Below are 26,176 nucleotides of genomic sequence, written 5' to 3' on the forward strand. Positions count from 1 at the left end.
TGACACATGGCACGAGTAAAGCGTGGCGTACAGGCGCGTCGCCGCCACAAGAAAATCCTGACTCTGGCGAAGGGCTACTACAATGCCCGTCGCAAGGTCTTCCGCGTTGCCAAGCAGGCCGTCATCAAGGCCCAGCAGTACGCGTACATCGGTCGTAAGCAGAAGAAGCGTAATTTCCGCTCGCTGTGGATCACCCGTATCAATGCCGCGGCCCGCATCAATGGCCTGAGCTACAGCCGTTTCATGAACGGCCTGCTGAAGGCTGGCATCACCCTGGACCGCAAGGTGCTGGCAGACATCGCCGTGCACGACGCGGCCGGTTTTGCCGCGCTGGCTGAAAAAGCCAAGGGCGCTCTGGCGGCATAAGTCCTCCTCGGTCGTTGCCGTTGACGCAACGCCCGCAGGTAAGGCAATGCATGGGGAAGGGCGCAAGTCCTTCCCCATTCTTTTTTGTGCGGTGGCCAGCGCAACGCGCGGCGGCCGGACAGCGGTGGCGACGGGGGTCGGCCCTTCGCGCATCGCGAGGGCATATCCGACCCGAGGTTCCGGCACCCATGAGTGACATCCAATCCCTGACCGCCCAGGCGCTGGCCGATGTGGCTGCCGCCCAGAGCCCCGATGCGCTGGAACAGCTGCGCGTGGCCCTGCTGGGCAAGAGTGGCAGCATCACCTCGCAGCTGAAACAGCTTGGCGCCTTGCCGGCCGACGAGCGCAAGGCCGCCGGCGAAGCGATCAACCGCGCGCGCGACACGCTGACCACGGCGCTGGCCGAGCGCAAGGCGGTACTCGAAGACGCCGCCCTGGATGCGCGCCTGTCCGCTGAAGCCATCGACATCACCCTGCCGGGCCGTCGCGGTGGCCGTGGTGGGTTGCACCCGGTGACCCGCACGCTGGAGCGCATCACCGAGATCTTCGGCCGCCTGGGCTACGAGCTGTCCGAAGGCCCGGAAATCGAGGACGACTGGCACAACTTCGAAGCGCTGAACTTCCCGCCGCATCATCCGGCGCGTGCGATGCACGACACCTTCTACTTTGGCGATGGCCGCCTGCTGCGCACGCATACCTCCGGGGTGCAGGTGCGCTACATGGGCGAGCACGCGCCACCGCTGCGCATGATCGCCGCCGGCAAGGTCTACCGCAGCGACAGCGACCAGACCCATTCGCCGATGTTCCACCAGGTCGAAGGCCTGCTGGTGGACGAGCATTCCAATTTCGCCGATCTCAAGGGCACGCTGTCCGAGTTCGTGCGCGCGTTCTTCGAGCGCGATTTCGAGATGCGTTTCCGTCCCAGCTACTTCCCCTTCGTTGAACCGGGTGCGGAAGTGGACATCGCCTGGCAGCAGCCCGATGGCAGCACCCGCTGGCTGGAAGTGCTGGGCTGCGGCATGGTGCACCCGAACGTGCTGCGCAGCGTTGGCATCGACCCGGAGCGTTACACCGGCTTCGCCTTCGGCTTGGGCGTGGAGCGGTTCGCGATGCTGCGCTACGGCGTGAACGACCTGCGCGCGTTCTTCGAGAACGACGTGCGCTTCCTGAAGCAGTTCGCGTAAACACTATCGGTAGTGACGACCGCTGGTCGTCAACGAGGACGCAACAACATGAAATTCTCTGAAAACTGGCTGCGCAGCCATGTTCCCACCACCGCCTCGCGCGATGAGCTCAGCGCCGTGCTGACCGCCATCGGCCTGGAAGTGGAAGAGGTCGACGCGCTCGGCGGTGGCCTGGATCACGTGGTCGTCGCTCGCATCGTGGAGGCCGTGCGCCACCCCGAAGCCGACCGCCTGCAGATCTGCCAGGTCGATGCCGGCCGCGGCGAACTGCTGCAGATCGTCTGCGGCGCGCCGAACGCGCGTCCGGGCCTGGTCGCGCCGCTGGCGATGGTCGGTGCACAGATCGGCGCGTTGAAGATCAGCGCCGCCAAACTGCGTGGCGTGGACTCCAACGGCATGCTGTGTTCGGCCAAGGAACTGGGCCTGGACAGCGACGCGTCGGGCCTGTTCGAACTGCCCGATGACGCACCGTTGGGGCAGGGGCTGGTCGAGTATCTCGGCCTGCCCGACAGCAGCATCGAGATCAAGCTGACCCCCAACCGCGCCGACTGCTTCAGCGTGCGCGGTATTGCGTTCGACGTGGCCGCGGCCACCCGCAGCGAGGTGGTGCCGTTCGCCGCCGATGCGGTGCCGGCCACCGGCTCGCGTGAGCTGGCGATCGAACTCAATGCCGGCGCCGAAGCGCCGCGCTATCTGGGCCGGGTCATCGAAGGGGTCAATGCCGCCGCCAGGACCCCGCTGTGGATGGCCGAGCGCCTGCGCCGCAGTGGCGTGCGTCCGGTGTCGCTGCTGGTGGACATCACCCAATACGTGATGCTCGATCTTGGCCAGCCGATGCATGCCTACGACCTCGCCACGCTGAGCGGGCCGATCGGCGTGCGCCGTTCGCGCGCGGGCGAAGCCCTGAAGCTGCTGGATGGCCGCGACGCCGCGCTGGACGACAGCTTCCTGGTGATCACCGATGCGGACCGTCCGGTCGGCCTGGCCGGCCTGATGGGCGGCTTCGACACCCGCGTGACGGACGCCACCACCGATGTCTTCCTGGAAGCGGCGCACTTCGCGCCTGCGGCGATCATGGGCCGCGGCCGCAAGCTGGGCCTGCACACCGATGCCGGCCATCGCTTCGAACGGGGCGTGGACCCGGCGCTGCCGCGTGCGGCCATCGAGCACGCCACCGCGCTGGTGCTGGAACTGGCTGGCGGCACCGCTTCTGCGGTGACCGAAGCGCTGCGCGCAGACGACCTGCCGTCGCCGGCGCCGATCATGCTGCGCCGCGCACGCATCACACGCGTGCTGGGCATCACCATCGAAGACGCCGAAGTGGAGCGCATCCTGCGCGCGCTGGGCATGGAGGTGGCGGCAGCGGGCGAGGGGTGGCAGGTCACCGCACCGAGCCGTCGTTTCGACATCGCCATTGAAGAAGACCTGATCGAAGAACTGGCCCGTATCCACGGCTACGAGCAGATCCCGACCACGCTGCCCGGCGGCGCCGCGCGCGTGGCGATGCCCAGCGAAACCCGCCTGGAAGAACTCAGCGAGCGACGCCAGCTGCTGGCGCGCGAGCTGCAGGAAACCATCAACTTCGCCTTCGTCGATGCGCAGCTGCTGCAGCAGTGGCAGCTGGTCGACAACCTGGTGCCGCTGGCCAATCCGCTGTCGGCCGAACTGGCGGTGATGCGTCCGGCGCTGCTGCCGGGCCTGGTCGCCACGCTGGGCCGCAACGTGGCCCGCCAGGCCGGCCGCGTGCGCCTGTTCGAGATCGGCCGCGCGTTTGCCGCGCAGGCCGGTGAAGGCGCGCCGGCGCCGCTGGAAACCCAGCGCGTGGCCGCCGTGGTCTGTGGTGACGCCGACGCCGAGCAGTGGGGCGTGGCCGCACGCAAGGTCGACTTCCACGACCTGAAGGGCGACCTGGAAGCACTGGCCGCCGCCAGTGGCGCCGAGCTGAGCTTCAAGCCCTCGGCCCAGCCCTACGGGCATCCGGCGCGTTCGGCCGATGTCTACCGCGGCGATGTCCGCCTGGGCTGGATCGGGCAGATCCACCCGCGCCTGGCCAAGGCGATGGACATCGATGTGGACGTCTACGCCCTGGAGCTGGACCTGGCGCCGTTGGCCGCCCGCGAACTGCCGCGTGCCAGCGAGCTTTCGCGTTTCCCGGCGGTGCGTCGCGACCTGGCCGTGCTGGCCCCCGATGCGGTCGCCTGGACCGATCTGGCCGCTACGGTCCGACTGGCCGCCGGGCCCCTGCTGCGCGAGCTGAACCTGTTCGACCGATATGTCGGGCAGGGGGTCGAGCCGGGCTTCAAGAGTCTCGCTATGGGCTTGATTTTGCAGGACAAGTCGCGCACTCTGACGGACCGCGACGTGGACGCGGTGGTGACCGAGGTGGTCGCTGCCATCGAGCGTGAACACCACGCCCGGATCCGCGGTTGAGCGGGCAGCACCCAGGGGTAAGCAGGCGATGGCACTGACCAAGGCTGAAATGGCCGAAAAACTGTTCGACGAAGTCGGCTTGAACAAGCGTGAGGCCAAGGAATTCGTCGATGCGTTCTTCGATGTGCTGCGTGAAGCGTTGCAACATGGACGTCAGGTAAAGCTGTCCGGCTTTGGCAACTTCGACCTGCGGCGCAAGAACCAGCGCCCGGGTCGCAACCCGAAGACCGGTGAGGAAATTCCGATTTCCGCCCGCACGGTAGTCACCTTCCGTCCGGGCCAGAAGCTCAAGGAAAGGGTGGAAGCGTATGCTGGATCCGGGCAGTAACAGAGAGCTTCCGCCGATACCGGCCAAGCGCTACTTCACCATCGGTGAGGTCAGTGAGCTGTGCGACGTCAAGCCGCACGTGCTGCGTTACTGGGAAACAGAATTTCCCAGCCTGGAGCCGGCCAAACGTCGCGGCAACCGTCGCTATTACCAGCGCCATGACGTGCTGATGATCCGGCAGATCCGCAGCCTGCTGTACGAACAGGGCTATACGATCGGCGGGGCGCGGTTGCGGCTGGATGGCGCCGATGCGCGTGGCGAAGCCGCGCTCAGCCAGCAGATCATCAAGCAGGTCCGCGTGGAACTGGAAGAAGTGCTGCAACTGCTTCGCCGCTGATTCTTTTTTCGCGTTGATCCGCTATACTTCACGGCCCGCTTCAACGGCGGGGCAACATCGCAGATATTCGGGGCGTAGCGCAGCCTGGTAGCGCATCTGCCTGGGGGGCAGAGGGTCGTCGGTTCGAATCCGGCCGTCCCGACCACTGTGGTGAAGAAGAGGCTCGTGCAGCAATGCGCGGGCCTTTTTCGTTTTGTTGGTAGCGCGAGCCGTGCTCGGCGAGCGCAGCGGCAGGCCGAGAGCGTGACGACCAACGGTCGTCACCCACCGAAGGCGGCCCTCACTACCGGGCCATCATCGACGCCAGTTCGTGCGCCGCCAGGGGTTCGGCGAACAGGTACCCCTGCAGCTGGTCACAGCCCAGTTCGGTCAGCACCTGCTGCTGCTCCAGGCTTTCCACGCCTTCGGCCACGGTGGTGTAGCCCAGGCCCTTGGCCAGCTCGATGATGGCCTTCGCCTTCAGCCGTGCGCCCGGGTCATCGGCCAGGTGGTCCACCAGTGATTTGTCCATCTTGATGGTGGAAATCGGCAGCCGTGAGAGATAGCCGAAGTTGCTGTAGCCGCTGCCGAAGTCATCGATCGCCACGCGTACGCCCACCCCGGCCAGGCACGCCAGCTGGTCGCCGGCGACCGTATTGGCGCGCAGCCATTCGCCTTCGGTGATCTCGATTTCCAGCAGGTTCGGGGGCAGGCCACGCGCGGCCAGCTTCTGCAGTAGACGCTCGGCCATGCCTTCGGTGGACAGGTCGGACGCGGCCAGGTTGATCGACATCCCCAACGAAAGACCCTCGCGCTGCCACGCCGCCAGCTGATCCAGCGCCGCGTCCACCACCCAGTCGCTGACCGCCGGCATCAGCGCAGTGCGTTCGAACACCGGAATGAACTCGGCCGGGCCGACGGGACCCAGCCGCGGATGGTTCCAGCGGATCAGCGCTTCGGCCGACACCACCGCGCCGGTCTGCGTATCCACGCGCGGCTGGAACAGCAGATAGAACTCTTCACGGCGCAGGCCGCGTTCGGCATCGGCGGCCAGCCGGTAGCCACGCCGCAGAAGCTCGTCGCGGCGCTCGGAATACCAGCAGAAATCGTGGCGGCTGCTGATCGCCGCCTGCACGCCCACCAGCAGCTTGCGCAGCACGTCATTACTGCTGTCGGTGCTGGGATCGAAGGCGCAGATGCCGGCATGGAACTGTGGCGACATCGGCACCGCGGCGGCCATTACCGGGCGGATGACCCGCTGCTTCAACTCCAGCAACAGCGCCTCCACGTCGTCGGGCGAGGGCAGGTCGATCAGGAACGCAAAGCGGCTCACGCCGACGTGATAGATGTCGGTGATGTCTTCCAACGCCACGCGCAGACGCACACCGGAGCGGTGGATCATCGCCTCCAGCGGCGGCAGGCCGAGTGCCTGGCCGGCTTCGTCCAGACGCGGCACGTCCAGCACGTCCAGCATGACCGCGTACATCGTTCCGGAGGTTGCGCGCGCTACCAGCCCGTCATAGTCGATATGGAACTGGTGGCGGTTGGAAAGCCCGCTGACCGGATCCTGGCGGCCGGACAGGCGCCGCAGTTCCAACTGGCTCATCGCCATGGCGGCGAGCGTTTTCAGGTGCTGGCGTTCGTCTTCGCTGAGCTCGCGCGGTTCGGCGCCCATGACGCAGATGGCGCCGATTGCCACGCCGTTCTTGGCGATCAACGGCGCGCCTGCATAGAAGCGAAGATGCGGTGGACCGCAGACCAGGCCGTTTTCCACGAATCGCGGATCGGCGCGCAGGTCGCTGACCACCATCACGTCAGGGGAGGTGATGGTATAGGAGCAGACGGAAGAGCGGATGTCGGTTCCGCTGATCTCCAGCCCGACCCGTGAGATGAAGCGCTGGTTATCCACGCCGACGATGGAAACGAAGGCCACCGGTGTGTCGAATGCGAAGGCCGCCAAGCGGGTGATGCGGTCCAATGACGCGCCCGCTGCCGCATCCAGCACCTGGAGGGCGCCTACGGCGGTCATCCTTTCCTGGACTTTCAATTCCTCTGACAGCTGCGGCATGGGAAGAGGTGCTCGGCGCACTCACGCGCTGGTAACGAATGACAGAATGCGCCCGCCCACATCAACGTGGTGTCCACGATCTGCACAGTCGCGCATTCAGCGAAAATCGACCGGTCGCGGGAGCAGCCGACCGGTAAATGCCATAGCCCGAAGGTGTAACGGTGTTTCACGTCGTCCTCAGGTAAGGTACTTGCCTCGGCAATCCAGCTGGCGGCGCCATTGCGCGTCGCCGGCAGCGCCGGATCCAATGCCCCCCTCCCGAGGGGGCTCAACCTGAGGGCCGTTTTCCCCCATGAGCATTTCCCAATCCACCGCGGCATCGCCCGTTTCGGAGCGCGCCGCGCTGAAACGTTCGGTGTCCAATACGCTGAAAGGCTCGGCCGGCAACCTGGTCGAGTGGTACGACGTCTACGTCTATTCGGTGTTCGCCAAGTACTTCGAATCGCAGTTCTTCTCGGCCGACGACAAGAACTCCACGATGTACATCTGGGGCATCTTCGCCGCCACCTTCCTCATGCGTCCCATCGGTGCGTGGTACTTCGGACGGTTCGCCGACCGTTACGGCCGCCGCCTGGCGCTTACCGTATCGGTCAGCGTGATGGCCGCCTGTTCCTTCCTGATCGCCATCGCGCCCACTGCGGCGTCCATCGGCATCTGGGCGGCGGTGATCCTGCTGTTCGCACGCCTGCTGCAGGGCTTCGCCACCGGCGGTGAGTATGGCGCCAGTGCCACTTACATGTCCGAAGCGGCCGTGCCCGGCTGGCGCGGTTTCCTGTCCTCCTTCCATTACGTCACCCTGGTGGGTGGTCACGTCCTGGCCCAGGCCGTGCTGCTGGTGATGCTGCTGTCCTGGGACACTTCGCACGTTTCCGAATGGGGCTGGCGCGTGGCCTTCGGCATCGGTGGTATCGGGGCGCTGGTGGTGTTCTGGCTGCGTCGTACGATGGATGAATCGCTGAGCGCGGAATCGATCGAAGCAGCGAAGGATGGCAAGGCCAAGGCCAGTGGTTCGATGCGCGAACTGTTCGTCAACCAGTGGCGCCCGCTGCTGCTGTGCTTCCTGATCACCGCCGGTGGTACGGTCGCGTTCTACACCTACACCATCAACGGCCCGAAGATGATCCAGACCGCCTTCGCCGGCGACGATGTGATCACCGGCACGCTGATCAACCTGGGTGTATTGACCTTCCTGATGCTGCTGCAGCCGCTGGGTGGCCTGTTGTCCGACCGCATCGGTCGCAAGAGCCTGCTGGTGTTCTTCGGTGTCGGTGGCGTGCTGTACACCTGGTACCTGGTCACCGCACTGCCGCAGCAGACCTCGGCGCTGTCGGCGTTCCTCATCCTGGCCACCGGTTTCGTCATCCTGACCGGTTATACGTCGATCAACGCGGTGGTGAAGGCTGAACTGTTCCCGGCGCACATCCGCGCACTGGGCGTCGGCCTGGGCTACGCGCTGGCCAACTCGCTGTTCGGCGGCACCGCGCCGCTGCTGTACCAGGGCGCGCTGAAGGCCGGTCGGGTGAATGAGTTCGTCATCTACATCACCGCGGTAATCGCGGTGTCGCTGGTGGTCTACATCTTCTTCCTGAAGAACAAGGGACCGAACTGGCTGGACGGCACCCGCAGATAAAGCCGCAGTGAGGCAGAAACGAGAGGCCCGCGCCGTGAAGCGCGGGCCTTTTTCGTGCAGGCGGGGAGCGCATGATGCTGACGCGGCCTGCACGCGGCGTGCACTTCGTCGATGCCGGCTGTAACGCACTCTGTGGGGGTAAGCCAACGCATTGGAGCACTACCCATGAATACCCCTGGAAAACCGAAACCGTCCTGGCGCCAGAGCCATTACCTGATGATCGCGTTGGCCGTGGTGCTGGTCATCGTAGGGGTCACCATGTTCGCACCGTGGTAAAGCCTGGCTGACGTGCTGACCCTCGTCGGTACGCTTAATCGAAGTACGCGGAAATCCCGAGCCCGGCCTGCAGGTCCGGGCTGTGGGCATCCAGTCCGGCATCAAGCGATGCATCAAGCTGGACCCGATCGGTCCACATCCAGGTCACCCCGCCACCGGCCACCGTTTCCCGTGGCTCGCCGTGTTCCTTGGTCACCCCAGCCTCCACGAATGCAGACAGCCGGGGCGTGAGGGCCAGCGATACGCTGGGCGACCACACCGTGCTGCGCTCGCCGTCACCGCGGCTGTGGCTGGCATACAGTGCACCGGTCCAGTGGTCGCTGAAGTCATGCTCATAACTGCCCGCCAGCGCGTACTGGCGCCCCTCGCTGAGCGCCGCATCGCCGCGTGCCACCGTGGCCGACCCCAGCAGTGCCCAGCGGTCGGTCTCGCTACCGGTGGGCGGTGCCCACTTCAGGGCGAGCTGTGCATCGCCGCCGCCTTGTGTGCGCGTGCTGGCCATGCCGGGTAAACGGCTGCGCTGGCGCTGCCAGGGCGATCCGGAAAACTGCAGTTCCCAGCGTTCAAACAGGCCGGTGCGCAGCGTCACCTCGCCGGAGAGCTGTTCGGTGCGAAGACCATCGGCATCGCGATCACGTTCATGGGAGGGAAGTCCCAGCTCCAGTGCCAGCGCGCCGCGCGGCACGATGCCGGTGCCCAGGCCGATGCCGGGGCGATCAAACGACGGCGGTTCGTCGGTCTGTTGTGCCTGCACGGCACCACTGACGAAGAGGATGGAACAAACCATCAGGGCCAGGCACGCGCTACGCATCGGGACATCCGCCAGAAGATGCGCCGATCATGCGGCGCTGTCGGCCTGACGGTCAATCGTCGAGGCGGGCGAAACGCGGCTGGCTACCGCCGGCGAGGTCCACCTGCTCCACGAACATCGCATAGGGGCGCACCCATAGGCCGCCTTCGCCATACAGTGCGCGGTAAAGCACCATCGGCTGCAGGGTCTCACTGCTGCGGACCACGTCCACGACCTCGTACAGGCCGCCTTTGAAATGGCGGTAGCGGCCGGGTTGCAGGACGGGCAGGGCAGGCAGGTCGGACATGGAACACTCACGCAGGCAGGAGAGCCGGTGATTGTTCAATGCGCCGGGCGCGGCGTCCACCGCCGTGTCAGAACAACGATGCGCGGATCAGCTCCTCGACGAGGATCACATAGCTGGCGCCGAAGTAGAACTTGAGCAGGGAAGGACGCTGGTACAGAAAGGTGCGCATGTGGAAGGGGCCCCCTAAGGTGTACGTAGTGTGAAATGGTTAAAGCGCCGTGACAAGCATCGCGGAAGCGGGCTTGTGAACAGCGTCAGTCATGTGAGGGCAGGGCAATTCAGACCGGAACGATGGGTCGTCCAAGGGCGGCGACCTAGGCTGCATGCATGGCGCTGTCGCTTATGGCGCCCCCGCTGCAATCCAGAGCCCGCCCATGGTCATCGTCGTCCAGAACATCAGCCGCCACTGGCGTGTCGTGCATCCCAGCTGGGAGCGTTCGCGGAATTTCATCTGCGGAAAAGAGGCTTTCGATGCCGCCGCGGCGCTGGCCCTGGACCATCACGGCCAGACCGGCACAGCGGTGACGGTGCAGGTGGCTGCCTTTGGCACGGTCGTGGAGGTACTCCGCTTCGATTGAAATTTCAGAAAACCCTGATGCCGTGCGACTCGAATATGTCCTAGCCTCCGTAACTGGCGGGGGCCGTTGGTGTCATGGGTCAGGCGAAGAACAGGGGTGGCAAGGCTGCTACCCGCGATCGTCGATCTGGTTGGCACTCCGTCCGATCATGGAGAGAGAGACCTTATGTTGATCCGCGTCCAGAACGAGCAGCGCCATTGGCGCGTGCTGCATCCGCAGAAGCCGGAAGCCATTTCCTTCCACGAGGGCAGTGCGGCGTTCGATTTCGCCGATGCGCTGGCCCGTGAGCTGCACACCCGTACCGGGCAGGCCTGCTCGGTGCGCGTGGAGGTCAGCGACGCCTTCGTCGATACCGTCAGCTACGGTTGACGCCGGGGCGCAGAGTGCCGGCGCGCAGATCGGGTGAACCTGTTCAGCTTCCGCTCGCCTACTTGAATGGGCAGCGACCGAGGGTATGCGGGCCATCTTTGCGCGGCCCTCCGGTTGCGCCATGCTCGGCTCATCCGCCACACCAGGACGCACCACGATGACCCAGGAACTGTCTGTTTCGCGCCGCCCTTCGATGCTGTGGGCCGTCTGTCTCCCCTTGCTGGTTGGTGCCGGCGTTGCCGGCTCCGCGCAGGCGCAGTATCGCGACGGTGATCGCCATGGCTACGACGGGGGCAATACGATCCGCTGTGAGTCGGTCAAGAACCGCAATCAGGAATGCCGTCTGGACGGCCGCGCACGGCTGGTCCGCCAGCTGTCTGGTGCCGCCTGCGTGGAAGGCCGCAGCTGGGGTCAGTCGCGCGATGGCGTCTGGGTCAGCAATGGCTGCCGCGCGGAGTTCGTCGGTGAACGTGGGCGTCCGTCGCGACCCGGCCACGGCGGGGGCAACTGGGGCGGTGGCAATGGCAACGGCAATGGCTGGGGTTCGTCCGGCCAGGTGATCGACTGCGATTCCAATGATCGTCGCCAGCGCCGGTGCAACGTCACCATCCGCCAGGATGCCCGTCTGGTGAAGCAGAAGTCCGGCACGGCCTGCATCGAAGGCCAGAGCTGGGGCTGGGATAACAACGGCGTATGGGTCAGCAATGGCTGCCGCGGGCAGTTCATGGTGCGTTGACCGCGCAGGTTGTCTGCCCGCGCAGCGGCCAGAGCGTGACGACCGACGGTCGTCACCCACCCCGGCAAAAGCTGACGGCCAGCGGCCGTCAGTACCGTGGTAGCGCCGAGCCATGCTCGGCGAGCGCAGCGGCCAGCGCGTGACGACTGTTGGTCGTCACCCACCCGGCAACAGCTGACGGCCAGTGGCCGTCAGTACCGTGGTCAGCCCGCCGCGCTCAGCGGCGCGCTGCCGGCCTGCAAGGTCGGCCAGCGCTTCAGTACGGCTGCACGGATACCCGCCGCATCGATGCCTGCTTCGCCCAGCAGGTCTTCGCGGCTGGCGTGATGCTGGAAGCTGTCGGGCAGGCCCAGGTGCAGGATCGACTTCAGCACGTCCTCGGCGCTCAGCAGTTCGGCCACGGCCGAGCCGGCACCGCCAGCCACCACGTTGTCTTCGATGGTGACGAAGCCCTCGTGGCGTGCGGCCAGCTGCAGCACCAGCTCGCGATCCAGTGGCTTGATGAAGCGCATGTTGACCACGGTCAGGCCGAGTGCACGGCCCACTTCCTCGGCCGCCGGCACGGTGCTGCCGAAGGCCAGCAGGGCCACGCGGCTGCCTTCCACGCCGATCTCGCCCTTGCCGATCGGCAGGGTGGACAGATCGCTGCCAGCGTCCACGCCGGTGCCGCTGCCGCGCGGGTAGCGCACCGCGGCCGGGCCGGCGTACTGCAGGCCGGTGCTGAGCATCTGCCGGCATTCGGCCTCGTTTGACGGGGCCATCACCACCATGTTCGGCACGCAGCGCAGGAAGCTCAGGTCCAGGTTGCCGGCATGGGTGGCGCCGTCCGGGCCGACCACGCCGGCGCGGTCGATGGCGAACAGCACATCCAGCTTCTGGATCGCCACGTCGTGCACCAGCTGGTCGTAGGCGCGCTGCAGGAAGGTGGAGTAGATCGCCACCACCGGCTTTGCACCCTGGGTCGCCATGCCGGCGGCCAGCGTCACTGCGTGTTGTTCGGCAATGGCCACATCGAAGTAGCGTTCTGGATACTCGCGGCTGAAGCGCACCAGGCCGGAGCCTTCGCGCATTGCCGGGGTGATGGCGTGCATGCGCGGATCGGCGGCAGCGGCGTCGCACAGCCAGTCACTGAACACATCGGTGTAGGTCGGCTTCTTCGCCCCGCCCTTGGCCACCAGGCCCTTCACCGGGTCGAACGGACCCACCGCGTGATAGCCGATCTGGTCGCCTTCGGCCGGCTCGTAGCCCTTGCCCTTGGTGGTCAGCACGTGCAGCAGCTTCGGGCCTTTCAGCGTCCGCAGCGTCTTCAGCGTGGACAGCAGGGCCGGCATGTCATGGCCGTCGATCGGGCCGGTGTAGTGGAAGCCCATCTCTTCGAACATGGTGGAGGGCACGAACATGCCCTTCCAGTGTTCTTCCCAGCGTTTGACGAACCGCGCCGGGTTGTTGCGCTTGTCACCGAGGATCTTCTTGCCGCCTTCGCGCAGCGCATTGAGCGTGCGGCTGCCGGTGGCGCGGCCGAGCACCTTGGTCAGCCCGCCGACGGCCTCGGAGATCGACATGTTGTTGTCGTTGAGGATCACCAGCAGGTTCGGTTCCGGTTCCATGCCGCCGGCGTGCATCAGTGCTTCGAACGCCATGCCGGCGGTCATCGCGCCATCGCCGATCACCGCCACCACGCGACGGTCATCGCCTTCGCGCTGGCGTGCGATGGCCATGCCCAGCGCGGCGGAAATGGAGGTCGACGAATGGCCGACGCCAAAGGTGTCGAACTCGCTTTCCTCGCGCTTCGGGAACGGCGCCACGCCGTCCTTCTGCTTGACCGTGTGGATCTGGTCGCGGCGGCCGGTGAGGATCTTGTGCGGGTAGGTCTGGTGGCCTACATCCCAGACCAGCTGGTCATGCGGCGTCTGGTACAGGTAGTGCAGCGCCACGGTGAGTTCGATGACGCCCAGGCCGGCAGCAAAGTGCCCCCCGCTGCGGCCGACCGATTCGATCAGGTAGGCGCGCAATTCGTCGGCGATGGCCCTCAGTTCGGATTCGTCGAACGTGCGCAGTTCTTCCGGTGTCTGGATGCGCGAGAGGCGGGGATAGCGGGCAGAGTCGATCATCATGTTCGTACTTGTGCTGACCGGCTATTTTCGCGCTCAAACCGGGGTGGAGCAAGCAGACCCCGACACGCGTGATCGCGCAGTGAGTTTTGGTGCACGCGGATTCACGCGGAAAGCTTGGACTTCTTCGGCAGCTGTGCCTTCAGGAACGTCATCTGGTCGGCCAGGATATTGCGGTTGGAGAGGATCAGGTGTTCGATCCAGCTCGGCCGGAAAGGCACGGCCAGCAAGGGCATTCCCGCCTGCTGCGGGGTCCGGTTGCTCTTGCGCGAGTTGCAGTGGAAGCAGGCGGTGACCACGTTTTCCCAGACGTCCAGGCCGCCCTTGGACAGCGGCATCACGTGGTCGCGGGTGAGAACCGGTCGTGAATGCTGTTGGCCGCAGTACAGGCAAAGATGCGCATCCCGCGCGAACAGCGCGGCGTTGGTGAGGTTGGGGGTGGGGTCGGGGGCGCGGGAACGCGCATGGCCACGCGTGGCGATGATCGGATGCAGGTCCAGGCCGCTGCGCAGCCCGCTCAGCCGGTTGGTCCCGCCATGGATGTGCAGGCAGGGGTCGCCCAGGGTCCAGGCCACTGCGCCACGTGCATACAGGCAGGAGGCATCCTGCCAGTTGATCCAGTCAAGGACCCGGCCATGGGCATCAAGGGAAAGCAGGCGGACGCTGCCGGGGCGGTGCAGGGGGCTGGGCTCGGGCGATGACCCGGCGTCCGGAGCGGGAAAGGCAGCTCCGGTAGTGATCAGACCCAAGCGTGTAGTGTCTGTCTCCATCGGGATAACAGCTTATACCCGAATGTTTGCATTTTGTGTATTCCCCGACGCCGAACCCGGCAGTGACGGCCGCTGGCCGCCATGCTCCTGTTCTGGTGAGTGCCAGCCCTGGTGGGTGACGACCGTTGGTCGTCACGCCGCTGCGCTCGCCGAGCATGGCTCGGCGCTACCACTGCTCCCGGTAGTGACGACCGTTGGTCGTCACGCCCTTCCCCCGCTCAGGCGCCGAAGCGCGCCTCGTCCATCGCCATCAGCGAATCCGCACCGGCCTGGATGGCGGCGGCGTGGCCCAGCGTGCGCGGCAGCACGCGCGCGAAGTAGAACCGCGCGGTCTCCCGCTTGGCCTGTTTGAACGCGGCCGTCTGGCTGCTGGCATCGGCTGCGGCCACGCTGCGGGCCCACCAGTACGCCAGCACCACATACCCGGAATAGAACAGGTAATCGTGGCTGGCGGCACCCAGCTCATCCGGGTTGGCGGCCGCGCGTTTCAGCACGTCCATCGTCAGCCCACCCCATTCGGCAGCCTTCGCCCGCAGCGGTGCGATGAACTCCGCCAGCGCCTCATCACTCTCATGCGCCTTGGCGAACGTTTCGATCTCGGCCAGGAACAGCTTCAGGCCCGCGCCCTGGCTGGAGGCGGTCTTGCGGCCGATCAGGTCCAGCGCCTGGATCCCGGTGGTGCCTTCATACAACGTGGTGATGCGCGCATCGCGGGCCAGCTGCTCCATGCCGTGTTCGCGGATGTAGCCATGGCCACCAAAGCACTGCAGCGCGTTGTAGGTGTTCTCGATGCCCCATTCGGTCTGGCATGCCTTGGAAATAGGCGTCAGGAAGCTCACCAGGGTGTCTGCGCGTTCGCGCTCGGCCGGGTCCTGCGCGCTGTGCGCCACGTCGATCAGGGTCGCCGCGTGCAGGGCCAGCAGGCGGCTGCCTTCCACCAGTGATTTGATCGTCAGAAGCATGCGGCGCACGTCCGGGTGCACCAGGATCGGGTCGGCCGGCTTGTCCGGGAACTTGGCCCCGCTCAGCGAACGCGACTGCAGGCGCTCGCGCGAATACTTCAGCGCGTTCTGGTAGGCGCGCTCGGACAGGCCGATGCCCTGCAGGCCCACCCCCAGGCGTGCGGTGTTCATCATGGTGAACATTGCCTGCAGGCCTTTGTGCGGCTGGCCGACCAGGTAACCTTCGGCGCCGTCGAAGTTCATCACGCAGGTGACCGATCCCTTGATGCCCATCTTGTGTTCGATCGAACCGCAGCGCAGTGCGTTGCGCTCGCCGACGTTCCCTTCGCGGTCGACCTTGAACTTCGGGGTGACGAACAGCGAAATGCCCTTCGCACCCGGGGGCGCGTCGGGCAGCTTGGCCAGCACCAGATGCACGATGTTGTCGGTCAGGTCGTGCTCGCCGGCGGTGATGAAGATCTTGGTGCCGGTGATGCGGTAGCTGCCGTCCGGGTTCGGCTCGGCCTTGGTCTTCAACAGGCCCAGGTCGGTGCCGCAGTGCGGTTCGGTCAGGCACATGGTGCCGGTCCAGCGGCCTTCGATCAGCGGCTTCAGGAAGGCCTCGTGCTGCCACGCTTCGCCATGCTGTTTCAGCGCCTCGATCGCACCATGCGAGAGCAGTGGGAAGTTGCCCCAGGCCAGGTTGGCGCCGTTGATCATCTCGTTGAGCGGCACGCCCAGAGTGTGCGGCAGGCCCTGTCCACCGACTTCCGGCGAGGCGGTCAGGCCGGTCCAGCCGCCTTCCACGAACTGGTCATAGGCCGCCTTGAAGCCGGGCGGGGTGGTGACCTCGCCGCTGGCCTGGTCGAGCACGCAGCCCACTTCATCGCCCACGCTGTTCAGCGGTGCCAGCACCGAGGCGCTGAAGCGGCCGGCTTCTTCCAGCACGGCATCCACTACGTCGGCGGTGGCGTCGGTGAAGCCCAGGCGGGCGAACAGCGGCTCGACCTTGAGCACGTCGTGCAGGGCGAAACGCAGGTCGGAAAGCGGGGCGGTATAGCTGCTCATCGTTGAAGCATCTCGATCAGGGGGCGGGGGCGTGGCGCGGCGATGACGGTGCTCGCCTCAGCGCAACACGCCGGGCAGGCCCGGGGCGTGGTTGAGGGTGCTGCGGTTGTTGATCTGGAACGTGCGTTGCTTCTTCTCTTCCGGCGTGGCCGACACCGAACCTTCCAGCGTATAGGCCAGGGTGTGGTTGCTGGCCAGTGCGTCGGCCACGATCAGGCGGGCCTGTGCGGCTGGCTGCAGCTGCAGTTCGATCACATCGGCCGATGTGCCGCCGATCGATACGCCGGGCTTGGCGCTCAGCGTGCCGGCCTCGGCATCGCCGACCGAGAGCTTCAGGGCGATGTCATCGAAGCGCATCGGCATGGAGCTGAAGTTCTGCAGGCGCAGGGCCACCTTCCAGCTGCCATCGGCGTTGACGGTCAGTTGCTGCAGGCTGCTGGCCGGTTCGGAAACGCGTTTGACCACCTTTTCGCCACAGGCGGCAAGGGCGAGGACGGACAGGACGATCAGGATGGAACGGAAGCGGCGGAGCATGGCGCAGGTCCTCGCGTAAGGGGTGCGTGGGGAGAAAGATACTACGGCGTATGGTGGCGTGCACAGGCATTCACCTGAACGCCAGAGATTAACGCGCGCCGCTGCCAGTGGCAGCGTGCGGGCACGGGGGCGTCAGGCGGGCCTGGGCAGCACGCGGCGCGGCCGGCGGATCAGCGCAGTGGCGCGAGCACCTTCAACGGGGCCAGGTCGTAGCCCATCGCTTCGGCGCGCGCCTTGAGCGCTTCGAACTGCCCGCGTTGCATGCTCGGCGAGCGCGACAGGATCCACAGGTACTTGCGGTCCGGCTCGCCGACCACCGCCCATTGGTAGTCCGGGTCCAGTGCGATCACCCAGTAATCGGCCCATACCAGCGGCACCCAGGACAGCCAGTCCGGGGCGAAGCGGACCTCCAGCTGACCTGGTTCGCCCTTTACCGGGCGAGCGACGCCTTCGGCCTGGATGCGTGTGCCGTCTTCCACGCGGCAGCCGTTGAGCACCGAGATGCGGCCATCGCTGCGCAGCCCATAGGTGGCGGTGATGTCGCCGACGCATTTCTTCTGGAAGGACACCGGCAGATGGGCGATTTCGTGCCACTGCCCGGCATAGCGGTCGATATCCAGCGCGGCCACCGCGCGCACCGGTTCGGCGCCGTGGGCGAGGCTGGCCAGCGGCAGCAGCAGGGCAAGGGCACAGGCGCGGCGAAGGGTACGCAGGTTTGGCATCGGCATGGCTCGTGTGGCGACCGCTCGAGCTTAGCGGTTGCCGCGCCGAGGGTGACGTGAAGCACGTCGCGAAAGGCGTCCCGGCGCCTTGGCAGCTGGCAGATGTGGCATGCTCGCGCCGTCGCTACCGACAAAAGGAAGTCTGCAATGAGCAAGGGTCTGGACAAGAAGAAAGAGCAGAAGAAGAAACCTGCCAAGACCGCCAAGGAAAAGAAGGCGGACAAGAACGAGAAGAAGACCACCCGCGGGTTCGGTCCGGCCTGATCCAAAGGCTGCTGCGTGTCGTCGCCCAGGGCGGGGACACGCGGGAAACCGGCCCGGCGGGGCTGCCTCTTGAAGCCGTTACTTCGGTGCGCGCTCGCCCTTGCGCAAGGTCAGCACGCGCATGCCGGTGGATGTAACCGCCACGGTGTGTTCGAACTGGGCGGAGAGTTTGCCGTCGCGGGTATGCACCGGCCACGCCTCGGGCTGGTGGCGGATCGCGGCCTTGCCCTGGTTGAGCATCGGTTCGATGGTGAACACCATGCCTTCCTGCAGCTCCACGCCGGTACCGCGATGGCCGTAATGCAGGATCTGCGGTTCTTCGTGCATTTCACGGCCAATGCCATGGCCGCAGTATTCCTTGACCACGGTATAGCCCTGTTCGCGCGCGAAACGGGCGATGGCATGGCCGATATCGCCGGTATGTGCGCCGGGACGTACTGCGGCGATGCCTTTCCACATGGCCTGGTAAGTAGCCTGCACCAGCCGCCGGGCCGGGTAGGGCACCTCGCCGACCAGATAGGTGGTGCTGGAATCGGTGATGAACCCGTTCTTTTCCAGCGTGATGTCCAGATTGACGATCTGCCCCTCGCGCAGCACGTCATCGGCAGAAGGCACGCCATGGCAGACCACGTCGTCGATGGAGGCGTTGAGCACGAACGGGAAGTCGTACTGGCCCTTGCTGGCCGGACGCGCCTGCAGGTCGTCGACGATCATCCGCTCGACCAGGTCGTTGATGTCCATCGTGCTGCGGCCGCGCAGGTCCAGCGTGTCCAGGTGGTCGAACACCTGGGCCAGCAGCGCGCCGGATTGCGCCATCAGTTCGATTTCCTGCGCGGACTTGCTCATGTGTGTCGCTCGGCCAGCCGCGGCGTCTGCACGCCGGCGCTGCGCAGCTGCTCGGCGACGATCTGCTGGTAGCTCAGTTCCGGGTGCAGTTCGCAGAGCATGCCGATCTTGATCCAGAAGTTGGCTTGGGCGTTGATGGAGCGATGGCTGACGGTGCAGGCGCGGCGAAGCTGGTCGTGCAGTTCGTCGTCGATGTTGACGATGCCCATGGGGGGAACTCTTTTGAAGTTATACGAATCGTATATGCTGCGTATATGCCTTGCAAGGCGACGCCTGCAGGCTGACAAGGCCGCTTGCGTGCTCGCATCACGGCGCTTCCAACGCCTCGAACGGCGGCTGAGAGAGCTCGAAAGCCCGCGCACGAATTAATGCCGGGTGGTGCAGCTGCCGCTTACCTGCAGGATCGATCCACTACGATGACGAACGCGCACTGAGCGACGACGCCATGTGACGGCATTTGAATGCAGGCCGCGCTGCCCATCCGCGCAGAGCCGGCGCAACAGGCGAAAAAAAGGGCCTGCATTTCTGCAGACCCTTCGAAAACTATGGTGGCCGAGGACGGAATCGAACCGCCGACACGGGGATTTTCAATCCCCTGCTCTACCAACTGAGCTACTCGGCCACTTGTTTCGTTGGCAGCGATGTCGCTGCCGAGGAGGCGCATATTACGGAGCTCACGCGGTTTGGGCAAGCTTTTTGAATAAAAAACTTCACAATGGTGTCTCCGCATCGCGGCTGCGCGCGCAAGTGCTTGATCCTTCGTTGTTGGCAGCATGCATGGGTGCAGCCGTTCTGGCAGACATCGACGTCTACTCGAAAAAAGTGGGGCGGCAAGGTCTTCGATGCGGTGCTGCCGCTGCTGGCCGTGACCGGCAATGACGGCCAGCGGCCGTCACTACCCCGAGGCCTTGGCGATGCGGGGACGCAACTTCGGCAAGCGGGTGGTCAAGCTGGAAAGAGCAGTTTCAGGGCGCGAAGCGGACCTGGCGCGGGTCGTTCAGGCGCAGCTGGGTCTGGTAGTAATACTTGTCGCTGGGGATGCCATCCGTGCTGAAGACGATCTTCGCGCGGCGCGCCGTGCCCTGCACCAGCAGGCGGCGGTTGACCAGGCGTTCCAGTGGCAGGTTGTCCAGCTGTGCCCGCAGCGCATCGGCCTGGTCGGGTGCGAGCCACACGGTGAGGTTGGCCTGGTGGCGATAGTCGGTTTCGCTGTTGAGGTACAGCCCGTGCCCGGTGAGGTCGATATTGCGCACGGTGACCAGGAAGGTGCCACTGATACCGTTGCGCGGATCATCGTTGGCGGCATGCACGGCTTCGGCCGGGGTGATCAGGCCAGCGGCCGTCATCGGCGGGGCGGTGACGCTGCGGTGGGCACAGCCCGCGCTGAGCAGCAGGACAGGGAGCAGCAGGGCGAAGCGCATGGGACATCCTTGTGCCAGTGTGGACCGCCATTGTGCCGCGCGCAGGTGACAGCGCCAACCACGCTGAACGGGTGGCCACGGCCTCGTGATCTGCACATCACGGCGCCGCCGATAGCGTGGAGTGCCACGACACACCACAACGAGCAGGCACGCAGAATGGGTACCGAAAACAACGAGCAGGAAGACCGCGCCGGCGTACAGGAAAGCCAGCAGGACCAGCGCCAGGACGACGTGGCCAAGCAGCGCCAGGGACAGCAGGACCAGAAGGTCCGCGATGACCACACCAAGAAGCCCGATCGGAAGGACGGCAGCGGCGAGCCGGCCTGAACGAAAAAAAGCCCCGGGAGCGATCCCGGGGCTTTTCGTTTCAATTCGTGGTGGAGCCAAGGAGGATCGAACTCCTGACCTCGTCGATGCGAACGACGCGCTCTCCCAGCTGAGCTATGGCCCCACAGTGGAACTGAGTCTATCCAACTGCCCGATGCTTGCCAAGCCCGCACGTGCGGAGAGAAAGTGGGGCATCGACGCGCCTGCGCAGCAACCGCTGGGAAAATTCGATGGAACCTTACCGCCCGATTTCCTGTGACCTGCACGACCATCTGGAGATCGCCTGCCTGCGCCGCCTTCGCCTGCGGGTGGAGCTGGCCGATGGCACGCAGGTGGAGGGGCGCGCGCTGACCACCGTGAGTACAGCGGCCAAGGAAGAATTCCTGCGCCTGGAATGCGCCGATGGCGTGCGTGACCTTCGGCTGGATCACCTGCACGCGATCAGCGCGCTGGACGACGGGAGCGGTTTTGGGCGGGTCGTCCTCTCGTGTTGACCCTCCGGTGATGTAACCGCTTACACGCCCAATGCGCGGCAAATCAATCGCTTGGATACTGAACGATGGCGCAAATTTAGCCAGACCGGGGCTAAAGAGGACCACTTCGGTGCCGATAAAAGTGTGACGCCCAACGCGTTCCCCCTTCCTATCAAGTGCCTCTCGATGACGACTTCTGCCGCCACCGGTTCCACGCTGTCCATCTCCTCCCGTCTGGCGATCCTGCTTGCAGCCATCACTGCGGCGGCCTTCGTGCTGCTGGCCCTGCTGATCTACCGGCAGACCGCCGCCAGCTACCAGACGCGCGTGCAGGCCGGGCTGGATACCTCGGCCAGCCTGATGCGGGATTCGGTGGCGCTGTACGACCGCAGCCTCAGCCAGAGCACCGCGCACATGGCCGAACTGTTCCGTGCCTCGCTGCCGGCCGGCGATGCCGCCGTGGACACCGCGCGCAGCGTGGAGGTGGCCGGCCAGGTCGCTCCGCAACTGATGTTCGGGGGCAGCCCGCTGGCGCTGGATGACGCGGCGGTGGATCGTTTCGCCGCCTCTACCGGCGGTGTGGCCACGGTGTTCGTGCGCGATGGTGATGACTTCGTGCGGGTGGCGACCTCGCTGCGCAATGCCGCCGGTGAACGCGTGCTGGGCACCAGGCTGGACCATGCCCACCTGGCGTATTCGAAGATCATCGCCGGCGAAGCCTTCAGTGGCCCGGCGCACCTGTTCGGCACCGATTACATGACCCACTACATGCCGCTGAAGGATGCGGCCGGTGCGGTGGTCGGCATCGCCTTCGTCGGCCAGGACCAGTCGGCCGGGCTGGCCGCGCTGAAGGCCAGCCTGCATGATTCCACGCTGGGCAAGGACGGCTACTTCATGGCCATCGATACGCGCCCGGGCGAGGGCTTCGGCAAGGTGATCGCCGCACCCGCCGGTGAAGGCGGCAGGATCAGCGAGCGCGTGGTCGCCGAAGACCTGCCATTGCTGCAGGCGTTGCTGGAAGGACGCCGGGCATCGGCCACGCTGCAGGTGCGCAGCGCCGATGGCAAGGACACCCGCGGCTACTTCGTTTCCGCGCAGGCGCACGCGCCGTGGCGCTGGATGGTGCTGGGCATGGAGCCGGTGTCGGTGCTGCAGGACGTGCTGCGCACGCTGCTGCTGCAGATCGCCGGCATTTCCGCACTGGCCCTGCTGGCGGTGATCGGCGCGACCGTGCTGGCCATGCGCCGGTTGCTGGCCCGGCCCCTGCAGCAGGCCGAACAGGTGGCCCTGGACGTGGCAGCGGGCCGGCTGGACCGCGAGATCCCGCAGCGTCGCCCGGATGAAGTGGGGCGCCTGCTTTCGTCCATGCGGCAGATGCAGTCGACCCTGCGCAGCGTTACCGCCGCACAGGATCGCATGGCCCAGCACCACGCCGAAGGCACCATCAGCCACCGCATCGATGCCCACGCGTTCCAGGGAGCATTCCGCAGCATGGTGGAAGGCACCAATGCGCTGGTGGATGCCCACGTGCGCACCACGCTGGAGATGGTCGAGCTGGTACAGGAGTACGCCACCGGTGACCTGTCGGCGTCGATGCAGGAACTGCCCGGCGAGAAGGCCCGGATCAGTGCGTCGGTCAACGGCGTGCGCGCCCGCCTGCAGGCCATCAACGGCGAGATCAAGCGTCTGGTCGCGGCTGCTGCAGCCGGTGATTTCAGCGCGCGCGGTGACGCTGAAGCATTCGACAACGATTTCCGGCTCATGGTGGAAGGACTGAACACCCTGATGACCACGGCCGACCACAACCTGGCGGCGCTGTCCGACCTGCTGCGCAACCTGGCGCGGGGCGACCTGCGCAGCCGTATCGAAGGCGATTTCCAGGGCGTGTTCGCCGAAATGCGCGATGACGCCAACCAGACCGTGACCAGCCTGGGCACGATCATCGCCGGCATCCAGCGCTCGGCCGATGGTGTGTCGGCGGCGGCGGCGGAAATCGCCTCGGCCAGCGAAGACCTGTCACGCCGGACCGAACAGCAGGCAGCGAACCTGGAAGAGTCGGCCGCATCGATGGAAGAAATGACCGCAGCGGTGCGCCAGAGCGCGGACCACGCGGTACGCGCAGACAAGCTGGCGGTGCAGGCCACCGGCGTGGCATCCCGGGGCGGTGACGCGGTGGCCGAGGTGGAGCGCACCATGCGCCTTATCGAAGCGTCCTCGCGGCGCATCGCCGACATCACCACGGTGATCGATGGCATCGCCTTCCAGACGAATATCCTTGCGCTGAACGCGGCGGTGGAAGCGGCCCGCGCCGGTGAGGAAGGGCGTGTTTTGCCGTGGTCGCCAGTGAAGTCCGCACGCTGGCGCAGCGCTCGGCGCAGGCGGCGCGCGAGATCAAGGGGCTGATCGACGAATCGGTGGAGCAGGTCGGCACCGGCAGTGCGCTGGCAGCGCAGGCCGGCGAGACCATCCAGCAGGTGGTAACCGCGGTGGGCGAACTGGGTGAGGCGATCGGTGGCATTGCGTCGGCATCGCGCGAGCAGGCCGCCGGCATCGAACTGGTCAACCAGAGCATCGTGCAGATGGACGGGGTCACCCAGCAGAACGCGGCGCTGGTGGAGGAAACCTCGGCCTCGGCGCAGTCGATGACCGCCCAGGCCGCGTCGCTGCGCGAAGCCGCAGCGCGCTTCGTGCTGGCGCGTGGGACGGTGGTGGCGGCGTAACCAGGGCGGTACGCGGGAGGGGCTGCCACGGGATTGAAACGTGGCCGCCATACTGTGCGCCTGCGCGCTTTGATTTCCTCATCCGCCCGGCTCGCGCAGGCCGCACGGACGCTCCTTCGAGTCCCGTACATGCATCTGAACCACCGAATCTTCCGTCGTCATCCGTTGGCGCTGGCATGCGCCGCATTGTCCGTGGGCCTGGTCGCCCCGGCCTTCGCGCAGCAGGCTGCCACCCCGACCAGCGCCACTGCGCTGGATGCCATCACCGTGACCGCCGAACGCCGCGAGCAGAACCTGCAGGACGTGCCGGTGTCGGTCGGCGTGGTGCAGGGCGAGCAGCTGCGCGACTACACCGCCGGCGGCGATGACACCCTGTTGGCGCTGTCCGGCCGAGTGCCGGGCTTCTATGCCGAGACCACCACCGGGCGCATCTTCCCGCGCTTCTACATCCGTGGCCTTGGCAACATCGATTTCTACCTGGGTGCCTCCCAGCCGGTGTCCATCATCCAGGACGACGTGGTGCTGGAACACGTGGTGCTGAAGTCAAACCCGGTCTTCGACGTGGACCAGATCGAGGTGCTGCGTGGACCGCAGGGCACGCTGTTCGGTCGCAACACCACCGCCGGCATCGTCAAGTTCGACAGCATCAAGCCGAGCCAGGACGCCAGCGGCCGGGTCAATGCCAGCTACGGAACCAACAACAGCGTCGCCGTGGATGCCGGCCTGGGCGGCCCGATCAACGAGGTGGCGGCGTTCCGCGTGTCTGCGCTGTACCAGCATCGCGATGATTACGTGGACAACACCTACGCCGGCGCCAGCGCCGATGGCACGATGGCGCCGCGCAAGGATGCGATGGGTGGCTTCGACGATCGCAACGTGCGCGCGCAGCTGCTGCTGACCCCCACCGAAAACCTCTCGGTGCTGGCCTCGGCGCATGCGCGGGACTATGAAGGAACCTCCACGCTGTTCCTGCGCGGCGGCATGGTCAAGGGCTCCAACCAGCCGATCGCCGCCCGCGACCGCGTAGCCTACGACGAGGCCGCCAACAACCCGCAGGCCTACAAGACCTACGGTGGCTCGCTCAAGGCGACCTATGATTTCGGCGCGGTGGAACTGACCTCGATCACTGCTTACGAGACCACGTCCGGCTACAGCCGCGGCGACACCGATGGCGGCGCGGCCGCCAACTTCCCGGTCAATGGCGTGCCCAATGGGTTCGGCCAGTCGATGGGCCAGGTGCGCGATCTCGACCAGTGGACCCAGGAGGTGCGCCTGGCCAGCATGGGCGATGATCGCCTGAGCTGGCAGGCAGGCCTGTTCTACTTCGATGGCCGCGATATCACCGACTTCTACCAGCGCGGCTGGTTCCTGCAGGGCGCCGCGCGCAATCCCAACAACTGGGTGCGCCTGCGCAATACCAATACCTCTGTCGCCGGCTTCGGCCAGCTGAGCTACAAGGCCACCGACCAGCTGACGCTGACCGCGGGCCTTCGCCAGACCCGCGACGAGAAGCGCACCCGCCTGCTGAAGACCGCCGACACCGCAGCCGGTGCGGTGACCTACCGTGGCCGCACCGACGTGGAGATGAGCGACACCACGCCGAGCTGGGACCTGAGCGCGATGTACCAGATCAACGACCAGGTGGGCGTCTATGCCAAGGTCGCGCGCGGCTTCCGCGGACCGACCATCCAGGGCCGCTCGGCGGTGTTCAACTCAGACTTCACCACGGCCGATTCGGAGACGATCCTGTCCTGGGAAGCCGGCGTCAAAAGCACGCTGTGGGACAATCGCCTGCGCTTGAACGCGACGGCCTTCACCTACCAGGTCAACGACATCCAGCTCAACGGCAACGATTCGGATGGCAATGGGGTGCTGTTCAATGCGGACAAGGCACGCGCCTACGGCCTGGAGGCGGACATGGAACTGCGCCCGGTTCCGAACCTGACCCTGAGTGCGGGCGTGAGCCTGCTGCACAGCGAAATCCAGGATGACCGGGTGTACGCACAGGTGTGTGCGCTGAACGGCGTGGTGGTATGCAGCGTGAACGACCCGACCATCAAGGTCGGTGCCAATACCTTCGCGCAGATCGACGGCAATCCGCTGCCGAACGCGCCGAAGTACGGCATCAACCTGGCGGCCCGCTACGATTTCCCGGTGAGCGACGCTGGCACGGTATTCGTGTCGACTGACTGGAACAAGCAGGGCTATACCAGCTTCGTGCTGTACGACACGGCCGAATTCAACTCCAAGGGTGATTTCGAAGGCGGCCTGAAACTGGGCTACTCCGGCGGCTACGGCGCCTACGAGGTGGCACTGTTCGCGCGCAACATCACCAATGAAAAGAACCTCAAGGGCGTGATCGAGAACTACATGGCAGCGGTGTACAACGAACCGCGCACCGTGGGTGTTTCGCTGAACATGAACTGGTAACGCGGCATCGGTAGTGACGGCCGCTGGCCGTCATTGCCTGCTGCGGTGGCGCTCGCTTAGTGGGTGACGACCGTTGGTCGTCACCGCTTAGGATCTGGCGCGGAGAGCGTGACGACCAACGGTCGTCACCCACCAGTGGGGTAGTCGTCACCCACCAGTGGAGCGGTCGTC

Annotated in this window: 23 protein-coding genes, 3 tRNA genes and 1 pseudogene; 14 read left to right on the forward strand and 13 right to left on the reverse strand. The window is 65.9% G+C overall.

Annotated elements, in window-relative coordinates; genetic code table 11:
- Positions 1-6 precede the first annotated feature (6 nt).
- The 6 genes from rplT to CXG43_RS15630 all read left to right on the forward strand — a co-directional run bounded on the left by rplT (position 7) and on the right by CXG43_RS15630 (position 4,790).
- Positions 7-366, forward strand: coding sequence for a 50S ribosomal protein L20 (rplT, locus tag CXG43_RS15605; protein WP_003484828.1), 360 nt, complete (start codon positions 7-9; stop codon positions 364-366).
- Positions 367-554: 188 nt separating this feature from the next.
- Complete coding sequence (locus tag CXG43_RS15610; protein WP_042612989.1) at positions 555-1,550, forward strand: phenylalanine--tRNA ligase subunit alpha; 996 nt, start codon at positions 555-557, stop codon at positions 1,548-1,550.
- A gap of 48 nt (positions 1,551-1,598) precedes the next feature.
- Positions 1,599-3,980: a phenylalanine--tRNA ligase subunit beta gene (gene pheT, locus CXG43_RS15615; protein ID WP_101100743.1), complete on the forward strand. Its 2,382-nt coding sequence runs from the start codon at positions 1,599-1,601 to the stop codon at positions 3,978-3,980.
- Between the two features lie 28 nt (positions 3,981-4,008).
- The gene (locus CXG43_RS15620; protein WP_042612988.1) at positions 4,009-4,308 is read left to right on the forward strand and encodes an integration host factor subunit alpha; all 300 of its coding nucleotides are present in this window, start codon (positions 4,009-4,011) and stop codon (positions 4,306-4,308) included.
- Positions 4,289-4,645, forward strand: coding sequence for a MerR family transcriptional regulator (locus tag CXG43_RS15625; RefSeq protein WP_042612987.1), 357 nt, complete (start codon positions 4,289-4,291; stop codon positions 4,643-4,645). The genes CXG43_RS15620 and CXG43_RS15625 overlap by 20 nt, the downstream gene beginning before the upstream one ends.
- Before the next feature lie 68 nt (positions 4,646-4,713).
- Positions 4,714-4,790, forward strand: a tRNA-Pro gene (locus tag CXG43_RS15630).
- Between the two features lie 138 nt (positions 4,791-4,928).
- On the opposite strand, the gene CXG43_RS15635 is transcribed toward CXG43_RS15630, so the two are convergent.
- Positions 4,929-6,653, reverse strand: a complete 1,725-nt coding sequence (locus CXG43_RS15635; protein ID WP_220550371.1) for a sensor domain-containing phosphodiesterase — start codon at positions 6,651-6,653, stop codon at positions 4,929-4,931.
- A gap of 331 nt (positions 6,654-6,984) precedes the next feature.
- Between CXG43_RS15635 and CXG43_RS15640 the strand changes: the two genes are divergently transcribed.
- Positions 6,985-8,322: an MFS transporter gene (locus CXG43_RS15640; RefSeq protein WP_101100744.1), complete on the forward strand. Its 1,338-nt coding sequence runs from the start codon at positions 6,985-6,987 to the stop codon at positions 8,320-8,322.
- 310 nt (positions 8,323-8,632) lie between these two features.
- Here CXG43_RS15640 and CXG43_RS15645 read toward each other — a convergent pair whose 3' ends face one another.
- A complete protein-coding gene (locus tag CXG43_RS15645) occupies positions 8,633-9,409 on the reverse strand; it encodes a transporter (RefSeq protein ID WP_101100745.1) in 777 nt (258 codons plus the stop codon).
- A 52-nt stretch (positions 9,410-9,461) separates the two neighbouring features.
- Complete coding sequence (locus CXG43_RS15650; protein ID WP_101100746.1) at positions 9,462-9,695, reverse strand: DUF1653 domain-containing protein; 234 nt, start codon at positions 9,693-9,695, stop codon at positions 9,462-9,464.
- Positions 9,696-10,069: 374 nt separating this feature from the next.
- On the opposite strand from CXG43_RS15650, the gene CXG43_RS15655 reads away from it, so the two are divergent.
- The 3 genes from CXG43_RS15655 (at position 10,070) to CXG43_RS15665 (ending at position 11,378) form a co-directional block, all read left to right on the forward strand.
- Positions 10,070-10,273 (forward strand): hypothetical protein, encoded by a 204-nt coding sequence (locus CXG43_RS15655; RefSeq protein WP_101100747.1) that lies wholly within the window; start codon positions 10,070-10,072, stop codon positions 10,271-10,273.
- A gap of 165 nt (positions 10,274-10,438) precedes the next feature.
- Positions 10,439-10,642, forward strand: a complete 204-nt coding sequence (locus tag CXG43_RS15660; protein ID WP_042612980.1) for a hypothetical protein — start codon at positions 10,439-10,441, stop codon at positions 10,640-10,642.
- A gap of 157 nt (positions 10,643-10,799) precedes the next feature.
- A complete protein-coding gene (locus CXG43_RS15665; protein ID WP_232767838.1) occupies positions 10,800-11,378 on the forward strand; it encodes a DUF3011 domain-containing protein in 579 nt (192 codons plus the stop codon).
- Between the two features lie 203 nt (positions 11,379-11,581).
- Here CXG43_RS15665 and dxs read toward each other — a convergent pair whose 3' ends face one another.
- The 9 genes from dxs to CXG43_RS15710 all read right to left on the reverse strand — a co-directional run bounded on the left by dxs (position 11,582) and on the right by CXG43_RS15710 (position 20,055).
- The gene (dxs, locus tag CXG43_RS15670; protein ID WP_101100782.1) at positions 11,582-13,489 is read right to left on the reverse strand and encodes a 1-deoxy-D-xylulose-5-phosphate synthase; all 1,908 of its coding nucleotides are present in this window, start codon (positions 13,487-13,489) and stop codon (positions 11,582-11,584) included.
- Between the two features lie 104 nt (positions 13,490-13,593).
- Entirely contained in the window at positions 13,594-14,259 is a 666-nt protein-coding gene (locus CXG43_RS15675) for an HNH endonuclease (RefSeq protein WP_057507973.1), read from the reverse strand.
- A gap of 218 nt (positions 14,260-14,477) precedes the next feature.
- Positions 14,478-16,268: an acyl-CoA dehydrogenase C-terminal domain-containing protein gene (locus CXG43_RS15680; RefSeq protein WP_101100748.1), complete on the reverse strand. Its 1,791-nt coding sequence runs from the start codon at positions 16,266-16,268 to the stop codon at positions 14,478-14,480.
- Between the two features lie 57 nt (positions 16,269-16,325).
- Positions 16,326-16,802: an LEA type 2 family protein gene (locus tag CXG43_RS15685; protein WP_101100749.1), complete on the reverse strand. Its 477-nt coding sequence runs from the start codon at positions 16,800-16,802 to the stop codon at positions 16,326-16,328.
- Between the two features lie 170 nt (positions 16,803-16,972).
- Entirely contained in the window at positions 16,973-17,524 is a 552-nt protein-coding gene (locus CXG43_RS15690; protein ID WP_101100750.1) for a lipocalin family protein, read from the reverse strand.
- Positions 17,525-17,866: 342 nt separating this feature from the next.
- Entirely contained in the window at positions 17,867-18,634 is a 768-nt protein-coding gene (gene map / locus CXG43_RS15695) for a type I methionyl aminopeptidase (protein ID WP_101100751.1), read from the reverse strand.
- Positions 18,631-18,843 carry a ParD-like family protein gene (locus CXG43_RS15700; RefSeq protein ID WP_042612050.1) on the reverse strand — a complete coding sequence of 71 codons (213 nt, stop codon included), beginning with the start codon at positions 18,841-18,843 and terminating at the stop codon, positions 18,631-18,633. Before CXG43_RS15700 ends, map begins: the two co-directional genes overlap by 4 nt.
- A gap of 337 nt (positions 18,844-19,180) precedes the next feature.
- A tRNA-Phe gene (locus tag CXG43_RS15705) sits at positions 19,181-19,256 on the reverse strand.
- A 343-nt stretch (positions 19,257-19,599) separates the two neighbouring features.
- Entirely contained in the window at positions 19,600-20,055 is a 456-nt protein-coding gene (locus CXG43_RS15710; protein WP_101100752.1) for a hypothetical protein, read from the reverse strand.
- A gap of 156 nt (positions 20,056-20,211) precedes the next feature.
- Here CXG43_RS15710 and CXG43_RS19315 point away from each other — a divergent pair, with 156 nt between their 5' ends.
- Positions 20,212-20,382, forward strand: a complete 171-nt coding sequence (locus CXG43_RS19315; protein WP_182656706.1) for a hypothetical protein — start codon at positions 20,212-20,214, stop codon at positions 20,380-20,382.
- A gap of 48 nt (positions 20,383-20,430) precedes the next feature.
- Here the strand turns inward: CXG43_RS19315 and CXG43_RS15715 are convergent.
- A tRNA-Ala gene (locus CXG43_RS15715) sits at positions 20,431-20,506 on the reverse strand.
- Between the two features lie 106 nt (positions 20,507-20,612).
- On the opposite strand from CXG43_RS15715, the gene CXG43_RS15720 reads away from it, so the two are divergent.
- From CXG43_RS15720 to CXG43_RS15735, 3 genes and pseudogenes are all read left to right on the forward strand, one after another.
- Positions 20,613-20,876, forward strand: coding sequence for a Rho-binding antiterminator (locus CXG43_RS15720; RefSeq protein ID WP_101100753.1), 264 nt, complete (start codon positions 20,613-20,615; stop codon positions 20,874-20,876).
- 165 nt (positions 20,877-21,041) lie between these two features.
- Positions 21,042-23,575: pseudogene (locus tag CXG43_RS19485) on the forward strand (Cache 3/Cache 2 fusion domain-containing protein).
- A 129-nt stretch (positions 23,576-23,704) separates the two neighbouring features.
- Positions 23,705-26,005: a TonB-dependent receptor gene (locus CXG43_RS15735; RefSeq protein WP_101100756.1), complete on the forward strand. Its 2,301-nt coding sequence runs from the start codon at positions 23,705-23,707 to the stop codon at positions 26,003-26,005.
- The last annotated feature ends 171 nt before the right edge of the window (positions 26,006-26,176 follow it).

Source organism: Stenotrophomonas sp. Bg11-02 (assembly GCF_002836635.1).
GTDB lineage: Bacteria > Pseudomonadota > Gammaproteobacteria > Xanthomonadales > Xanthomonadaceae > Stenotrophomonas > Stenotrophomonas lacuserhaii.

What these genes read in the sequence shown, in the direction of transcription:
- CXG43_RS15645 (WP_101100745.1), bottom strand. Translation starts at nt 9,409, where the DNA reads ATGCGTAGCGCGTGCCTGGCCCTGATGGTTTGTTCCATCCTCTTCGTC.
- CXG43_RS15680 (WP_101100748.1), bottom strand. Translation starts at nt 16,268, where the DNA reads ATGAGCAGCTATACCGCCCCGCTTTCCGACCTGCGTTTCGCCCTGCAC.
- CXG43_RS15700 (WP_042612050.1), bottom strand. Translation starts at nt 18,843, where the DNA reads ATGGGCATCGTCAACATCGACGACGAACTGCACGACCAGCTTCGCCGC.
- rplT (WP_003484828.1), top strand. Translation starts at nt 7, where the DNA reads ATGGCACGAGTAAAGCGTGGCGTACAGGCGCGTCGCCGCCACAAGAAA.
- CXG43_RS15675 (WP_057507973.1), bottom strand. Translation starts at nt 14,259, where the DNA reads ATGGAGACAGACACTACACGCTTGGGTCTGATCACTACCGGAGCTGCC.
- CXG43_RS15620 (WP_042612988.1), top strand. Translation starts at nt 4,009, where the DNA reads ATGGCACTGACCAAGGCTGAAATGGCCGAAAAACTGTTCGACGAAGTC.
- CXG43_RS15665 (WP_232767838.1), top strand. Translation starts at nt 10,800, where the DNA reads ATGACCCAGGAACTGTCTGTTTCGCGCCGCCCTTCGATGCTGTGGGCC.
- CXG43_RS15610 (WP_042612989.1), top strand. Translation starts at nt 555, where the DNA reads ATGAGTGACATCCAATCCCTGACCGCCCAGGCGCTGGCCGATGTGGCT.
- CXG43_RS19315 (WP_182656706.1), top strand. Translation starts at nt 20,212, where the DNA reads ATGGGTACCGAAAACAACGAGCAGGAAGACCGCGCCGGCGTACAGGAA.
- CXG43_RS15735 (WP_101100756.1), top strand. Translation starts at nt 23,705, where the DNA reads ATGCATCTGAACCACCGAATCTTCCGTCGTCATCCGTTGGCGCTGGCA.
- CXG43_RS15660 (WP_042612980.1), top strand. Translation starts at nt 10,439, where the DNA reads ATGTTGATCCGCGTCCAGAACGAGCAGCGCCATTGGCGCGTGCTGCAT.
- CXG43_RS15640 (WP_101100744.1), top strand. Translation starts at nt 6,985, where the DNA reads ATGAGCATTTCCCAATCCACCGCGGCATCGCCCGTTTCGGAGCGCGCC.
- CXG43_RS15625 (WP_042612987.1), top strand. Translation starts at nt 4,289, where the DNA reads ATGCTGGATCCGGGCAGTAACAGAGAGCTTCCGCCGATACCGGCCAAG.
- CXG43_RS15685 (WP_101100749.1), bottom strand. Translation starts at nt 16,802, where the DNA reads ATGCTCCGCCGCTTCCGTTCCATCCTGATCGTCCTGTCCGTCCTCGCC.
- map (WP_101100751.1), bottom strand. Translation starts at nt 18,634, where the DNA reads ATGAGCAAGTCCGCGCAGGAAATCGAACTGATGGCGCAATCCGGCGCG.
- CXG43_RS15655 (WP_101100747.1), top strand. Translation starts at nt 10,070, where the DNA reads ATGGTCATCGTCGTCCAGAACATCAGCCGCCACTGGCGTGTCGTGCAT.
- CXG43_RS15690 (WP_101100750.1), bottom strand. Translation starts at nt 17,524, where the DNA reads ATGCCAAACCTGCGTACCCTTCGCCGCGCCTGTGCCCTTGCCCTGCTG.
- CXG43_RS15635 (WP_220550371.1), bottom strand. Translation starts at nt 6,653, where the DNA reads ATGACCGCCGTAGGCGCCCTCCAGGTGCTGGATGCGGCAGCGGGCGCG.
- CXG43_RS15650 (WP_101100746.1), bottom strand. Translation starts at nt 9,695, where the DNA reads ATGTCCGACCTGCCTGCCCTGCCCGTCCTGCAACCCGGCCGCTACCGC.
- CXG43_RS15710 (WP_101100752.1), bottom strand. Translation starts at nt 20,055, where the DNA reads ATGCGCTTCGCCCTGCTGCTCCCTGTCCTGCTGCTCAGCGCGGGCTGT.
- CXG43_RS15720 (WP_101100753.1), top strand. Translation starts at nt 20,613, where the DNA reads ATGGAACCTTACCGCCCGATTTCCTGTGACCTGCACGACCATCTGGAG.
- pheT (WP_101100743.1), top strand. Translation starts at nt 1,599, where the DNA reads ATGAAATTCTCTGAAAACTGGCTGCGCAGCCATGTTCCCACCACCGCC.
- dxs (WP_101100782.1), bottom strand. Translation starts at nt 13,489, where the DNA reads ATGATCGACTCTGCCCGCTATCCCCGCCTCTCGCGCATCCAGACACCG.